This is a genomic window from Dactylosporangium sp. NPDC005572 (genome assembly GCF_040605515.1).
GTDB lineage: Bacteria > Actinomycetota > Actinomycetes > Mycobacteriales > Micromonosporaceae > Dactylosporangium.
In genome coordinates, this window is record NZ_JBEXCY010000085.1 from 31,096 (window position 1) to 45,562 (window position 14,467).

Here is a 14,467-nt window from a genome sequence, read left to right on the forward strand (position 1 = left end):
GCGTCGGCACGCCTACCGTGGAGCCAGGGTCCTGGCCGAGGGGGTGAGCAGCTCCACGCCGCTCGCCTTGAGGGCGTCGCGCAGGTCGGGTGGCGGCGCGGCGTCGGTGATCAGATAGTCGGCCGCGCCGAGCTCCGACACCTGGGCGAACAGGCGGCGGCCGAACTTGGAGGAGTCGGCGAGGATCGCCACGCGGGCCGCCCGGGAGATCATCTCCTGCATCATCGCGGCCTCGGCGAGATTGCTCGTCGTGTAGCCGGCGTCGGCGGCGACCGCGCCGACGCCGATCAACGCCAGATCGCAGCTGATGTCCAGCTCGGCGCCGGTGTTGGCGCGGAAGCTGACCGGGCCGATCGTGGCGAGGGTCAGCGCGCGCACCGCGCCGCCGAAGATGTAGATGTCGCGGATGGCCGTGGGTGGGAGCGCGCCCGGCACCAGCAGGTTGTTCGTCGCCACCGTGAGGTCGCGGTGCTGGCCGAGGTTGCGGGCGAGCGCGAGCGTGGTCGTCCCACCGTTGATCATGATGGTCGAGCCGTCCTGGACCAGCGCCGCGGCCAGCACCGCGATCTTCTCCTTCTCCTGCTCCTGCACCGTGAGCCGCTGGTCGACGGCGCGGTCGGTGCGGAAGACCGTGGACAGGCTGACGGCGCCGCCGTACGTGCGAACGAGGATGCCGTCGGCGGCCAGCTGATCGAGATCGCGTCGCACGGTGTCGATGGAGACGCCGAAGCGCTCAGCCAGCTCGCCCACCGTGACCTGGCCGGTGTCGGCAACGTACGCGGCCAGCTGCGCCTTGCGTCCGGCAGGTAGGTGGCGCTGCCGTTCGTCCCTGCCAACGCTCACTGATTCCCCCTTGTCAGTGCGGCAGTATGCCACATATGCGTGTCCGCTGGGCACATCGCCGCGTAGAGCCGTGAGAAGCCGCATGGATGGGCACTGCCGGCCGGAGATCGGCGCCGGCTGGGCAAACTCCAGCTAGTACGGCGGCCCTGGGGTGCGGGGTTCTGCCTCATGACGCAACAGTATGCCGTACTCCGCAGCTTTCTGCCGTTCTTCTCTTGTCTTAATCTGTAACACGCTGCTAACGTGGCGCCAACGCGGCACAGAACAGAAGGACCTCGATATAGAAGGAGTCCGCCATGGCAGTTCGTGCAACCCGGCTGAAGCGAGTGATAGGGGCAGTGACAGCGGCCGCGCTGGTCGCGGTCGTGGCGGCGTGCGGCTCGGGTGACTCGGGCGACACCGCCTCGGACGGCAGCGTGACGCTGGAGTTCGCCCAGTGGTGGGGGGCCGAGCTTCCGGCCGGCGAGTTCGACAAGATCGTCAACGATTTCACGGCCCAGAACCCGAACATCAAGATCAAGCTGCTGAGCGCGCCGTACGCGTCGACCAAGCAGCAGCTGATCACCGGTGCCGCGTCCAAGACCCTGCCCGACGTGGTGGGCCTCGACGGCGCCTGGGTCAACGACTTCGCCAAGCAGGGCGCCATCACCGATATGTCCAAGCTGATGACCGACGCGAACTACGACGCCGGCCAGCTCGCCAGCCAGGTGCAGGTCAACGGCAAGACCTACATGATCCCGGTGGTCAACTTCGTCTACCCGCTCTTCGTCAACAAGGACCTGCTCACCAAGGCCGGCGTCGCCGACGTACCCGCCACGCGCACCCAGTTCCTCGACGCGGCCAAGAAGATCACCGCGATCGGCAGTGACGTGAAGGGCTGGGCGCTCCCGCTCGACACCGCCGTGCCCAACGGCATCCAGAACGACGTGATGTCCTGGCTCTGGGCGTCCGGCGGCAGCATGCTGACGACCGACGGCAAGCCCAACCTGACCAGCCCGCAGGTCAAGAGCACGGTCGAGTACGTGAAGAGCCTGAACGACGCCGGCGTCATCGCCCCCGGCTCGCTCACCATGAAGGAACAGGACAAGGTCGAGAAGTTCACCAACGGCCAGGTCGGCATGATGATCGACTCGCTCGCGCACATCAACCTGATCAAGAAGAACAAGCCCGACCTGAAGTTCGAGGTGGCGGCCCTGCCGTCCGAGGACGGCTACACCGGCAAGCGCGGCATCCCGTACGCGTCCTGGGGCATCGGCATCTCCAACTCCACCAAGCACAAGGCCGAGGCGTTCAAGTTCGTGTCCTACCTGCTCAGCCAGGAGACCAACGCGAAGCTGAGCACGATCGCGAACGGCTTCCCGGGCAACAAGAACGCCCAGCCCGACTTCAGCAACAGCGACCCGATGTTCAAGACCGCCTTCGACATCTACCAGCAGGGTTACCCCGCCAACGAGTTCGTCGGCCTGCCCAAGTCCGAGGACCTGATGCGCAGCTTCGACGAGCAGCTCCAGCTCGTGCTGACCGGCAAGACGACTGTCGACAACGCCCTCGCCAAGTCGCAGGAGTCCTGGTCCTCGGTGATCGAGTAGTCCGCCCGGGCGCCGTGCCGGTCCGCCGGCGCGGCGCCCGATCAAGGAGACAGCGATGACATCCATGACGGCCCCGAAAACCGCGGCGCCCACCGAGGGGCCGGTCACGCCCCGCCGGACCCGCTCCACCCTGGCCCGGCGCCTGATCCCGTACGGCTATCTGTCCCCCACGATGCTGTTGATCGTGGTCCTGATGGTGGTCCCCATCGTCATGGTGATCAGCTACTCGTTCCGGGACAACGTGATCGTCCAGGAGAACTCGGTGTTCGCCGGGTTCGCCAACTACACCAAGGTGCTCACCGACCCGGACTTCCTGGCCGCGCTGAAGAACACCGCCGTCTTCATCTCGGTCAGCACCGTGGCCCACCTGGTCCTCGGCCTGGCCTTCGCGATGATGCTCAACACCCAGTTGCTGAGCGGGGTCACCAAGGCGGTCTTCCGGATCGTCTACATCCTGCCCTGGCTGTTCACGATCGCGGTGATCGCCGTCATCTGGCGGCTGCTGCTCGACCCGTCCGGCGTGGTCAACCACGTGCTGCACACGCTGGGTCTCATTCAGGAGGGCGTGAACTGGCTCGGCGACCCGGGCATCGCGCTCTGGGCGGTCACGTTCGTCAACATCTGGTCCGGCTACCCGTTCTTCATGATCAGTCTGCTCGCCGCGCTGCAGGGCATCCCCAACGACCTGTACGAGGCGGCCGCCGTGGACGGGACGAACTGGTTCCAGCGGTTCGTGCACGTGACGCTGCCCCAGCTGCGGCCGGTGATCATCAGCATGGGGGTGCTCGACCTGATCTGGACGTCCCAGCAGTTCGCGCTGATCTGGATGACGACGGGCGGCGGGCCGCTGAACGCCACCGAGATGCTCAGCACCTACACCTACAAGCAGGCCTTCAGCGAGTACGAGTTCGCGACCGCGTCCGCCGCCGCCGTGATCGTGCTGCTGCTGACGATGGTCCTGGCCTTCTTCTACGTACGCCAGCAAAGGGAGCGGTGAGACGCATGGCCAACACCGTCAAGACCCGTCGCACCCTCGCGAAGGTCGGCGTCATCACCGGGCTCGTCATCGGCGGGCTGTTCGCCGGCCTGCCGGTCCTGTGGATGCTGTCCACCTCGTTCAAGAGCAACGGAGAGGTCTTCCAGAACCCGCCGAAGCTGATCACCGAGAGCTTCTCGTTCGACGCCTACCGGGAGATCCTGGGCAACGGTGACCAGCTGCGGTTCTTCCTCAACAGCTACATCGTCGCCTTCGCGGTGACCATCCTGACGCTGCTGGTGGCCATCCTGGCCGGGTTCGCGTTCAGCCGCTTCTCGTTCCCGTTCCAGAAGACCATCAACGCCGTGATCGTCAGCGTCCAGGCCGTGCCGCCGATCACGCTCGTCATTCCGTACTTCGGGCTCGTCGTCGCGCTCGGCCTGTACAACACCTATGCCGGCCTGATCCTCACGCACATGGTGTTCACCCTCCCGTACGCGATCATCATGATCACGGCGTACCTGAACACGATGCCACGAGAGCTGGACGAGTCGGTCAAGGTCGACGGCGGCACCAGCTGGACCGCGCTGTGGCGGATCCTGGTGCCGATCTCGGTGCCCGGTCTGATCGCGGTCGGGGTCTACACGTTCATGATCTCGTGGAACGAGTACCTGTTCGCGCTCACGCTGACCCGTACCGACGACATGCGCACCGTGCCGATCGGCATCCAGCTGCTCATGGGCCAGCACTCGTACGAGTGGAACCAGATGATGGCGATGAGCATCCTCGGGTCCATCCCGGTCCTCGTCCTCTTCCTCCTGTTCCAGCGACGGTTCATCGGCGGACTCACCGCCGGTGCCGTCAAGGCCTGACACAGCCAGCAACACAAAGGAGAAACACAGAAATGCTGACGACCGGCAAGGCGATCCTGGACGTCGCCAACGAGCACAGCTTCGCCGTGCCAGCCTTCAACATCAGCGACTGGGCGATGTTCAAGGGGATCGTGGAGATCAGCGAGGAGACGAACTCCCCCCTGATCGTCGGGATCCACCCGGACGAGGTTCGGCACATCGGCCGCGAGATGATCACCGGCATCGTCGAGCGGTCGCACAACTCGAGCGTCCCGATCGCGATCCACTGGGACCACGGCGCCACGTATGAGCAGATCCTGCAGGCGATCCAGTACGGCTTCACCTCCGTGATGATCGACGGCTCGCTGAAGCCGTTCGAGGAGAACGTCGCGATCACCAAAAAGGTCACCGACTCCGCGCACGTCCTCGGCGTGTCGGTGGAGGGCGAGCTCGGCACGATCGGCGGGAACGACAGCTACGCCGAGGCGGGCGCCGCCGAGATCATCTACACCGACCCCGACGACGCGGTGACGTTCGTCGAGCAGACCGGCGTGGACAGCCTCGCCGTGGCCATCGGCACGTTCCACGGCCTCTACCCGGCCCACCTCAAGCCGGAGCTGAAGCTCGACCTGCTCAAGGAGATCAAGAGCCGGGTGCGGATCCCGCTGGTGCTGCACGGCGGCTCCGGCAACCCGGACGACGAGATCCGCGAGGCCGCGCGGATCGGCATCAACAAGATCAACATCTCTACCGACATCAAGGTCGCGTACCACGACAAGATGCGCGAGGTGCTGGGCAACGACGCGAAGGTGCGCGAGCCGAACGCCATCCAGCCCGCCTGCATCGAGGCCATGAAGGTGGTCGCCGCTCAGAAGATCGAGCTGTTCGGCGCCGCCGGCAAGGCCTCGCTCTACTGACATGGCCGACGCGTCCCGTGTACTCCTGGGCCTCGGCGGCTGTGTCGACTACGAGTTGAAGCTGACCGCCGGCGTGCTGGAGCAGCTCGTCGCCGAGCACGGCATCGTCGCCGCGGAACTGACGTCGCCGGCCACGGTGACCAGTGAGCGGGACCTCGTGGTGTCGATCCTCGGATACGTGGCCCGGGGCGGAGGCGGCGAGCACTTCGTCGCCTCCGCCCCGGCGCTGTCGACCTTCGCGAACCGGTTCCCGCATCGGGAGACCCTGGGCGGCACCTCGGTGCGGGCCGGGATCCTGATGAGCCGGCTCGGCGTGCCGTCGACGCTGCACCTGGTCAGCGTCAACGACACCTTCCGCCGGCTGCTGCCGGCGGACGGCGAGTACATCAACAGCGGTACCGGGGACACCTTCTACCCGCACCTGATCGTTCAGTACGACAAGGGCCTGCGGGTCCGGGCGGGCGACATCGACATCATCGCGCCGTTCCCGAACCGCCTGATCTACGTCAACGACCCGGCGAACGGCGACATGCGGCTCACCGACGATCTCGGCGACCGGTTGGGCCGGGCGGAGGTCTTCCTGATCTCCGGGTTCAACGCCATGCGCGACGAGGCGGAGCTCGACGAGCGGCTCGCCGCCCTGAAGGCGCACATGCGGCGGCTGCCGCACGGGGCGGTGACCTACTTCGAGGACGCGGCGTACCACGAGCCCGCCTTCAGCCGCCGGGTCCGGGACGCGCTGCTCGACGAGATCGACGTGTACGGGCTGAACGAGGACGAGCTGCAGTCGTACCTCGGGCGCCCGGTCGACCTGCTCTCGGCCGAGGACGTCGCGGAGGCGCTCACGGCGGTGCACGCGGTCATCCCGGTGCCGACGCTGGTGCTGCACACGAAGTACTGGGCCGCGGCGCTCGGCGCCGGTAAGTACGCCGACGCCCTCGACACCGGCACCGTCATGGCCGCCACCCGCTACTGCCACGGCGACGACTTCACCGACGAGGACGTCCAGCGCCTGCGCCGGCTGCCGCGGCGGCCCGAGTCCGTCGCCTTCGCGGCGGCGCTGCGCTCGCGCATGGGCGGGACTGTCGACTGTGTTCCCGGCTTCGCGCTCGACGTCCAGAACCCGACCACCGTCGGGCTCGGCGACACGTTCGTCGGCGGCTTCCTCGCCGAGCTGGCTCTGAAGGGACAGAGATGACCGTCGAAGCACTGGCCGCCAACCAGCCCGAGACGTTCTATCGCGGCGCCGGCCGGATCGCCGAGTTCCGCAACGGGCCGGCGCTGCCCGACCGCCCCGAGGACTGGGTGGGCTCGATGACCAGCCGGTTCGGGCTCGCACCGGCCGGCCTGTCCACCCTGGCCGACGGCCGGGTGCTGGCCGAGGCGATCGCCGCGGACCCGCGCTGGTGGCTCGGCCCGGACCGCGCCGACACCGGCGTGCTGGTGAAGCTGCTCGACGCCGGTCAGCGGCTGCCGTTGCACGTGCACCCGGACCGCCGCTTCGCCACCGCGCACCTCGCCTCGCCGTACGGGAAGACCGAGGCCTGGGTGATCCTCTCCGCGCGGCCCGACGCCTACGTCCATCTGGGCTTTGCCCGCGACGTGGAGGCCGCCGAGCTGGCCGGCTGGGTGGACGGGCAGCAGACCGGGGCGATGCTCGCCGCCACCAACCGGATCCCGGTCGCGGCCGGCGACGCGATCCTCTGCCCGGCCGGCCTGCCGCACGCGATCGGCGACGGCATCCTGCTGGCCGAGGTCCAGGAGCCGACCGACTTCTCCGTGCTGCTGGAGTACGAGGGCTTCGACCTCGCCGACGGGCACCTGGGCCTCGGCTACGACCTGGCCCTGCAGTGCGTCGACCGCCGCGCCTGGACGCCCTCGCGCCTCGACGAGCTCCGCGGTACTCCGGCCCGGCTGCTGCCCGAGGCCGCGGACGAGTTCTTCAGCGCCCGCCGCCTGCGCGGCGGCGACCGTCTGGAGCGTGGCTGCAGCGTGCTGATCGCGGCGGCCGGAGCGGGCCGGCTGATCGGCGAGCACGACGACCTGCCGCTCCGGCGGGGGGACACGCTGCTGGTTCCGTACGCCGCCGGCCCGCTCCTGCTGGACGGCCAGGTCGAGGTGATCCGCCTCGCGGCGTCCACCTGACTGCTACCGTGCCGCAAACCCCCTGAAAGGGGATGAACGGGGTGATGTCGGCATACCGGTTAGCAGGTACTGGCGGGTGCGGTAACCCGTAGTCGGGGAGTCGTGCTGGCGTCGAGGTATCCCTCAACGGTACGAGAGAACGTGGATGTAGACATTCCACACCCCGTAGAACACACCCCGTTGAACAGGTGATCCCCATGACGACATGCCCGGTTGACCCGGTCCTGAGCATGGCACTGTTCGTCTCCGACGCTTCCGCATCCGGCGACCTGGACGACGCCACCATCCGCGACACTGTGCACCACACGCTCGACCAGCTCGGGCCGGACGAGTGCTACGCCCGGGCCGCCGAGGTGTTCGGCGACCGTCCCGAGGTGGCCCTGGGTCGCATCCAGTGGGCGCGTGAGCTGTGCGCCCGTGCGCTGACCCCGGCCCTCGCCGCCGCCTGACGAACGGGCCAGCAGCGCCGATCCCGGCGCTGTACGGTGGCGACATGCCAGGCGCGCAGTTGTACGACACCATCGGAGCCACCTACACCGTGACCCGGCGCACCGAGCCGCGGATCGCCGCACAGGTCTGGGCCGCGCTCGGCGACGCGCGCACGGTGCTGAACGTCGGGGCCGGCACCGGCTCCTACGAGCCCACCGACCGTGACGTCACCGCGGTCGAACCGTCGGCGCTCATGCGGGCGCAGCGACCCGCAGGCGCAGCGCCGTGCGTGGCTGCCGCCGCGGAGTGCCTTCCGTTCGAGGACCAGTCGTTCGACGCGGCGATGGCGTTCGCCACCATCCATCACTGGCAGGACCCGATCGCGGGCCTGCGCGAGATGCGGCGCGTTGCGCGCCGCGTGGTGGTGTTCACGCACGAGACCAGTGCCGCCGGGTGGCTCCACCGGTTCTGGCTGACCCGCGACTACCTTCCCGAGGTCGCGGACATCATTGCCGGCCGGCCGTCGCTGACCGAGCTGGCCGGTGCGATCGACGCTCGCGTGGAGCCGGTGCCCATCCCGTGGGACTGCACGGACGGCTTCTTCGAGGCCTACTGGCGCCGGCCCGAGGCATACCTGGACGAGGACGTCCGTCGCGGAGTGTCGGTCTGGGCCAGGGTCGGGCCGGACGCCGAGCAGCGGGTGGTGCACAGCCTCCGGGCCGACCTCGCCTCCGGCCGGTGGGCCGAACGCAACCGCGACCTCGTCGATCTCGACGCGGCAGAGCTCGGCCTCCGCCTGCTCATCGCCTGAGCCGGGAGGGAGACCCCTCCCGGCTCCTCGGCTCAGGGCCGGTTTCCGGTGGGGATCGTGATGAGCGTCGTCGTGCCCGAGGTGCCCTTGTTGAGGAACAGCATCGCCAGCGCCCGGATGAACTGGTCGAACATGTAGAAGCTGACCGGCGCGATGGGGATGAGCCCCTCCCGGAACGCGATGTAGGTGGGCCACGCGGTGCGGATGAGGGCCGCCGCCGCGTAGTCGCGCGGCAGGCGCAGCCAGTCGCCGATCTCGTTGCTGAGCACGTAGCGGACGAACTCGTTGAGGAAGCCGCGGGTGACGCCCAGGTCGATCTGCGCGGTCAGCCCGAGCAGGTCCTCGGCCAGCTCCTTGCCCTCCTGCGTCGGGGCGAGGATCGGCGTGAGCGCCTGCGCCGACTGCGCGTACGCGGCGGCCCACGTCTGCGGGATGAACTCGTCGCGCACGCCGAGCAGGTGGATGGCGACCTGCCACTGGTGCAGGAAGGCCGCCTCTTCTGCGGCCGTCATCGGGACGCGCCACTCCTTGAGCTTCTTGTGCACGAACGTGCCGAGGCTGTGGAAAGTGACCAGGATGTCGCCGTTGCTGATCGGGATCCCGCCCGGCTCGTTCGCGACCGCCCGCCAGTGCGGCGACTGCGGGAGCAGATGCCGCACCGCGGCGTGCACCAGGCGGGTCTTGTTGGCGGTGACCACGAACTGGCCGCTGGGCTCGAAGGCGGTCAGCTCGCTCAGGTCGTAGCCGAAGGTGAACGTCTTGGCCGCGCGGTCCTGCATGTTGGCACCGCCCGCGGACCAGTAGACCGACTTGGCCTCGCGCGGGATCACCGTGCTCATGATGCCGCTGCCGAGGCCGTACAGCATGAACAGGTACGTGTCCTTGCGCCGGTTGAAGTCGGCGGCGAGCCGCAGCTTGGTGCGGTCGGCCCAGGAGGGCAGAGTGTTGACACCCTGGAGGTAGGCGCTGAGGTTGGCCGGCAGGCCGCTGGGCAGCGCGTCGCTGTTGTTCACCCACGACCGCATCGCGGTGTTGACCGCCGGGACCTGGCCGTTGTCGAGCAGGCCGGCGACCAGCTGGTCCACCTCGTCGTCCCAGGCCCACCACGGGTCGGTGCCCGCGGCGGGCGCGGCCGCGGCCGGGACAGCGCCGACCGCGCTCACCAGGCCCAGCGCGACGCCGAGCGTAAGGACGCTGCGTCTGTTGAGATTGCTCATTAACTTACCCCGCTCTCTGAAGGCATGGACACTGCCCATGCAGGGGTCAAACCGTGGCGGACGGCGGCAATCTCACGGCAATCGATGTGAGATTCTTCGTTAACATAGCGAAGCGGTCCGCCGGTCGGCAAGGCGTCTCCACCGGGAATTTCGGCCCCTCCGGCCGGCGCCGTGGCCGGCGCCCGGACATGTGTCAGGATCGGCGACATGCCATGGGACGTCGCCGCGCCGCCGAGGACCGGGGCGCCCGGCCGGTTCCCGCATGCGCCCGGTCGGTTGCCGCTGTGACCGCCGAGCCGGCCGCGGCCGTCCGGCCGCGCAACCGCAGGCAGCTCATCGTCGAGTCGGCCGGCCGGATGTTCAGCGAGCGGGGCTACCACGCGGCGTCCATGGACGAGATCGCCGCCGGCGTGGGCATCACCGCGGCGGCCCTGTACCGGCACTTCCCGAACAAGTACGCGCTGTTCGCCGAGTGCGCGAACGTCATGGTGGACCGGCTCGTCGCCGCGCTCGACGAGGTACACCCCGAAGCCTCCCTGGCGGACGTCCTCGCCGCCGCCGCCCGGGTCACCGTCGCCCATCGCGCGTCGGGCGGCGTCTACCGGTGGGAGGCCCGGTACCTCGAGCGCGGCGACCGGCAGGTACTCCGGGCGAAGTTCGCGCACGTCGTCGGCCGGGTGACGACCGCGGTACAGCGGGAGCATCCACTCCCCGGCGAGCACCTGCGAACCGTGGCGGCCCTCGGTGCGATCGCGTCGATCACGATGCACCACACCTCGATCGCGCAACGCCGGCTCGAAGAGCTGCTGGTCGCGTCCGCCCTGCGCGTGGTCGCGACCGACCCGACGGCCGCGACCGGCATCGCGCGCCTCGTCGACCTGCCCGCCCAGCCCGTGGCACGCACCCGGCGCTCCGAGATCCTCGCCGCCGCCATCCCGCTGTTCGAACGCGACGGCTTCGCCAACGTCACGAACGGCCGGATCGCCGAGGCCGTCGGGCTGGTCCCGTCCGCGATCTACCGCTACTTTCCCGGCAAGGCCGACATCCTGGCGGCGGCCTGCCTGCAGGCGGCGGCACTGCTGGCCCAGGCAGTGGAGCAGAACCTCCGCGGGACGGCCGACCCGCACGACGCGGTGGCCGCGCTGACGGCGACCTACGTGGCGTACAGCTTCGAGCACACCGCACTCACCAGCGTCGCCAACGCCGAGCTCGCCGGCCTGCCCGCCGACCTGCAGCGGCCGCTGGTCGTCGCACAGCGCGAACACATCGCCGTATGGGAGCAGCAACTGCGCGCGGCGCGCCCGGAGCTCGACTCGCGCCGGGCCCGGGTGCTGGTCCACGCCGGCTTCGGCGTGGTGGTCGAGGCCGGCCGCAGACTGCGCTGGCAGGACACCCCGGAACACCGCGACGCCGTCGCCGCGCTGCTCATGAGCGCCCTGGGCTTCCGGTAACCCGGCGGTATCGTGCCGCTGTGGACGTATCGGCGGGCGGGGACGGCGACCCGGGACCGCGGACGGTCGAAGTCGACTTCGGTGCCGGACCCGTGGCCGTCCCCGCCGGCATCCGGCAACTGGAGCTGTCCGCATGGAGCGCGGTGCCGGTACCGATGACCGGTCCGGTGCGGTGGGAGGCACTGGACGCGCTGGACGTCACCGCCCTCACCTGGTGGGGCGCCGACCGTGGGTTCAGCGCCGCGGTGGGGTCCCGCCCGGGGATCACCACGGTCGTGTGGTGCGAGCCGCCGCCGGAGGTCGACCTCACCGGTACCGCCGTGGCCGCCGTCGAGATCGGCGGCGGAGTCCACACGCTGGCGTTGCCGGACACCGTCCGGTCGTGCGTGCTTCGCGAGAGTGCCGCGCCCGAGTCCGTCACCGCGCTCGACGCCGGGCGCCACCTCGACCTGCGCACGTGGGGCTCGGCGTCGAGGATCGGCGTCCCGCCCGGCCTCACCGAAGTGGAGCGGCTGCACGTCGCGGCCGGGCACGGGGTGACGCTGCGTCCGCTCTCGACGCTCACCAACCTGACGGACCTCACCGTGTCGTGGTCGGACGTCGGCGGTCGGCTCGACGACGCCGCGGCACTCGCGGCGCTGCCCCGGCTGCGCCGCCTCGCGCTCATCGACGGTCACCGGTGCGACCCCGGCGGTCTGCCCAACCTGCCCGAGCTGCGCGAGCTGCTGGTCGACGGCGTCTCGCGGGCCGATGCGGCGAACCTGCGGGCCCGGTACCGCCACACGCCGGTCAGCCTGCGCCTGCGGCACGTGCGGTCGGGCCTGTGGCTGCGGGCCAACGTCGACAACCCGTTCCGGTTCTGGGGGTGCTGCCGCGCGGCGCGGGTGACCGCCTCCGGCGCGTACGCAACCGCGCTGTACAGCGTCTGCCGCCGGCGGGAGCGGGGCCGGCAGACCCTGCGGAGGTTCCTCGCCACGTTCACGGAGCTCCGCCGTGACCACGCGCAGCTCCGCGACACGGATTTCGAGCGGGTCCGAAAGGCCCTCGTCGACCTGGCCGGCCAGGTCGATGTGCCGGAGGAGGACGCGCTCACGTGGTTCGACACCTGGCACTCGCACACCTGACGATGCCCCGGCCCGCCCCTCAGGCCGAGACGACAGTACGCCGAGCGCAGCTCGGCGTACTGGTATGTGGGGGCGCTGGCGGTTCGTCAGGCGGCTGCGCCGGCGAGGGTCGGGGTCAGCGCACGGGCGCACAGCTCACGCGCCCACTGGATGCGACCCAGCGCCACCTCGGGACGGTCACCGAACACCTCAGCGGCGCGGGCGTAGCACTCGTCCGGCCCGAGCTGGTCGAGCGTGCGGTGCACAGTGTCGCGAACCGTGACATCGTCCAGGTCGCCGGATGCGGAAGCGTCAGAGACGAACAGTGCCATGCTCAGGACCGGGTCAACCGGGCGAGTCGTCATGGGAATCACCTGTTCAAAACGGGGCGTGTTCAACGGGGTGTAGAACTACTACATCCACGTTCTCTCGTACCACTGAGGTACGACCTCGACGCCAGCACAACTCCCCTATACCGGCTAACCGGTATACCGCCTTCACCCCCATCATCCCCATCCATCAGGTTTACCACCGACTCCAGGCACGGGGGCAGCCAGCTCGCCGACCGCCTCCTGGCTCACGTCGTGGCCGGTCCCCTACAGTGAGCGCGTGACTGTGGCCGGGCACCGGTTGGGGATCGACTTCGGCACGTCCAACACTGTCGCCGCGCTGGCCGGCCCGGACGGGCGGGCGCGGCCACTGCTCTTCGACGGCTCGCCGCTGCTGGTGTCGGCGGTGTTCGCCGACGGCGACGCGGACCTGCTCGTCGGGGCCGACGCCGTCCGGGCCGCGGTGGGCCTGCCGGCCGGGCTGGAGGCCAACCCGAAGCGGCGCATCGACGACGGCACCGTCTGGCTCGGCGAGCGCGAGGTTCCGGTCGGCGCCCTCATCGCCGCCGTGCTGGCCCGGGTCGGCGCCGAGGCCGCCCGCGTCGCCGGCGGCCGGCCCGACGAGGTGGTGCTGACGCACCCCGCGGCGTGGCAGCGGGCCCGGCTGGGCATCCTCGCCGAGGCTGCCGAGCGGGCCGGCCTGGGCACGGTACGGCTGGTGCCCGAACCGGTGGCCGCCGCCGCCTACTTCGCCACGGTGCTCGACCACCGGGTCCGGCCGGGCCGAGCGGTCGTCGTCTACGACCTCGGCGCCGGCACCTTCGACGTCAGCGTCGTGCGGCCGGCCTCCAGCGGGCCTGGCACGTCTGCCGGGCCTGACGGGTCTATCGGGTTCGAGGTGGTGGCATCGGCCGGCCTCGAAGACGTCGGCGGTCTCGACCTCGACGCCGTCGTCGTCCGCCACGCCCGCGGCGTGACCGGCGCCGACGCCGCCGCGGCCTGGCAGCGGCTGGACTGGCCGCAGACCGCGGCCGACCAGCTGGCCCGGCAGCAGCTGTGGTCCGCCGCCCGGTCGGTCAAGGAGCAGCTGTCCCGGCACCCCCGCGGCGACCTGCACGTGCCGCTGGCCGACCGGCGCGTCCATCTCACTCGCACCGAGTTCGAGGCCGCCGCCCGGGCCCATCTGGACCGCACCACCGACCTGACCCGCACGGTCCTGCAGTCCGCGGGCGTGCCGCCGGAGGACGTCGCCGGGGTCTTCCTCGTCGGCGGCTCGTCGCGGATCCCGCTCGCCGCCACGCTCCTGCACCGGGCGCTGCGGATCGCGCCGACGGTGCTCGACCAGCCCGAGCTCGTCGTCGCCGAGGGCGCGCTGCACGCCCCCGCGAAATCGGTCGCGCTGCCCGTCGCCCTAGCCCCCGCACCGCCCGTCGCACCGCCTGTCGCACCGGCTCCGCGGATCGGTGCGTCGGCACCCGCGCCGCCCGTCGCACCGGCCGTCGCGCCGGCTCCGCAGCCCGTCGCACCGGCTCCCGCGCCGGTCGTCGCGCCAGCTCGCGCACCGGACGTCGGGCCAGTGCCGCACGTCGCATCGACTCCCGCGCCAGTGGTCGCGTCGGTGCCCGCGCCGGTGGTCACGCCGGCCCCCGTGGCCGCCGTGCCCGTCGCAACCGCCTCTCCGGTCGCCGCGCCGGCGCCGCCGGCCGTCGATGTTCTCCCCGCGCCACCCGCCCGGCAGCCCGCGCCACCCGCCCGGCAGCCCGACCCCACGGTTAGGAAGAGATTGATGTAGGGGAAGAGATATAT

At 70.3% G+C, this 14,467-nt stretch carries 13 protein-coding genes and 1 pseudogene; 11 read left to right on the plus strand and 3 right to left on the minus strand.

All coding sequences use genetic code 11. The annotated features are described in order from the left end of the window. Positions 1-12: 12 nt before the first annotated feature. Positions 13-843, minus strand: a complete 831-nt coding sequence (locus ABZS66_RS32745; RefSeq protein ID WP_354764482.1) for a DeoR/GlpR family DNA-binding transcription regulator — start codon at positions 841-843, stop codon at positions 13-15. A gap of 296 nt (positions 844-1,139) precedes the next feature. On the opposite strand from ABZS66_RS32745, the gene ABZS66_RS32750 reads away from it, so the two are divergent. The 8 genes and pseudogenes from ABZS66_RS32750 to ABZS66_RS32785 form a co-directional block, all read left to right on the plus strand. Beyond that, positions 1,140-2,432: a sugar ABC transporter substrate-binding protein gene (locus ABZS66_RS32750; protein WP_354764484.1), complete on the plus strand. Its 1,293-nt coding sequence runs from the start codon at positions 1,140-1,142 to the stop codon at positions 2,430-2,432. A 55-nt stretch (positions 2,433-2,487) separates the two neighbouring features. After that, positions 2,488-3,429 (plus strand): sugar ABC transporter permease, encoded by a 942-nt coding sequence (locus ABZS66_RS32755; protein ID WP_354764486.1) that lies wholly within the window; start codon positions 2,488-2,490, stop codon positions 3,427-3,429. 5 nt (positions 3,430-3,434) lie between these two features. Continuing rightward, complete coding sequence (locus ABZS66_RS32760) at positions 3,435-4,280, plus strand: carbohydrate ABC transporter permease (RefSeq protein WP_354764488.1); 846 nt, start codon at positions 3,435-3,437, stop codon at positions 4,278-4,280. A 32-nt stretch (positions 4,281-4,312) separates the two neighbouring features. After that, positions 4,313-5,176, plus strand: a complete 864-nt coding sequence (locus ABZS66_RS32765) for a ketose-bisphosphate aldolase (protein ID WP_354764490.1) — start codon at positions 4,313-4,315, stop codon at positions 5,174-5,176. A gap of 1 nt (position 5,177) precedes the next feature. Then, positions 5,178-6,374, plus strand: a complete 1,197-nt coding sequence (locus tag ABZS66_RS32770) for an ADP-dependent glucokinase/phosphofructokinase (protein WP_354764492.1) — start codon at positions 5,178-5,180, stop codon at positions 6,372-6,374. Beyond that, complete coding sequence (locus ABZS66_RS32775) at positions 6,371-7,321, plus strand: class I mannose-6-phosphate isomerase (RefSeq protein WP_354764494.1); 951 nt, start codon at positions 6,371-6,373, stop codon at positions 7,319-7,321. The genes ABZS66_RS32770 and ABZS66_RS32775 overlap by 4 nt, the downstream gene beginning before the upstream one ends. Before the next feature lie 197 nt (positions 7,322-7,518). Next, on the plus strand, positions 7,519-7,770 hold the full coding sequence (locus ABZS66_RS32780) for a hypothetical protein (protein ID WP_354764496.1): 252 nt from the start codon (positions 7,519-7,521) through the stop codon (positions 7,768-7,770). A 44-nt stretch (positions 7,771-7,814) separates the two neighbouring features. Continuing rightward, a pseudogene (locus ABZS66_RS32785) lies at positions 7,815-8,561 on the plus strand (methyltransferase domain-containing protein); the annotation flags it as partial. Positions 8,562-8,593: 32 nt separating this feature from the next. On the opposite strand, the gene ABZS66_RS32790 reads toward ABZS66_RS32785, so the two are convergent. Next, positions 8,594-9,778 carry an oxygenase MpaB family protein gene (locus ABZS66_RS32790; RefSeq protein ID WP_354764498.1) on the minus strand — a complete coding sequence of 395 codons (1,185 nt, stop codon included), beginning with the start codon at positions 9,776-9,778 and terminating at the stop codon, positions 8,594-8,596. Between the two features lie 284 nt (positions 9,779-10,062). On the opposite strand from ABZS66_RS32790, the gene ABZS66_RS32795 reads away from it, so the two are divergent. Both ABZS66_RS32795 and ABZS66_RS32800 read left to right on the plus strand, forming a co-directional pair. Beyond that, entirely contained in the window at positions 10,063-11,229 is a 1,167-nt protein-coding gene (locus ABZS66_RS32795) for a helix-turn-helix domain-containing protein (protein WP_354764500.1), read from the plus strand. 20 nt (positions 11,230-11,249) lie between these two features. Next, positions 11,250-12,353, plus strand: coding sequence for a hypothetical protein (locus tag ABZS66_RS32800; protein ID WP_354764502.1), 1,104 nt, complete (start codon positions 11,250-11,252; stop codon positions 12,351-12,353). 86 nt (positions 12,354-12,439) lie between these two features. On the opposite strand, the gene ABZS66_RS32805 is transcribed toward ABZS66_RS32800, so the two are convergent. Continuing rightward, positions 12,440-12,697 carry a hypothetical protein gene (locus ABZS66_RS32805; protein WP_354764504.1) on the minus strand — a complete coding sequence of 86 codons (258 nt, stop codon included), beginning with the start codon at positions 12,695-12,697 and terminating at the stop codon, positions 12,440-12,442. Positions 12,698-12,941: 244 nt separating this feature from the next. Between ABZS66_RS32805 and ABZS66_RS32810 the strand changes: the two genes are divergently transcribed. Beyond that, positions 12,942-14,453 carry an Hsp70 family protein gene (locus ABZS66_RS32810; RefSeq protein ID WP_354764506.1) on the plus strand — a complete coding sequence of 504 codons (1,512 nt, stop codon included), beginning with the start codon at positions 12,942-12,944 and terminating at the stop codon, positions 14,451-14,453. Positions 14,454-14,467: the final 14 nt, after the last annotated feature.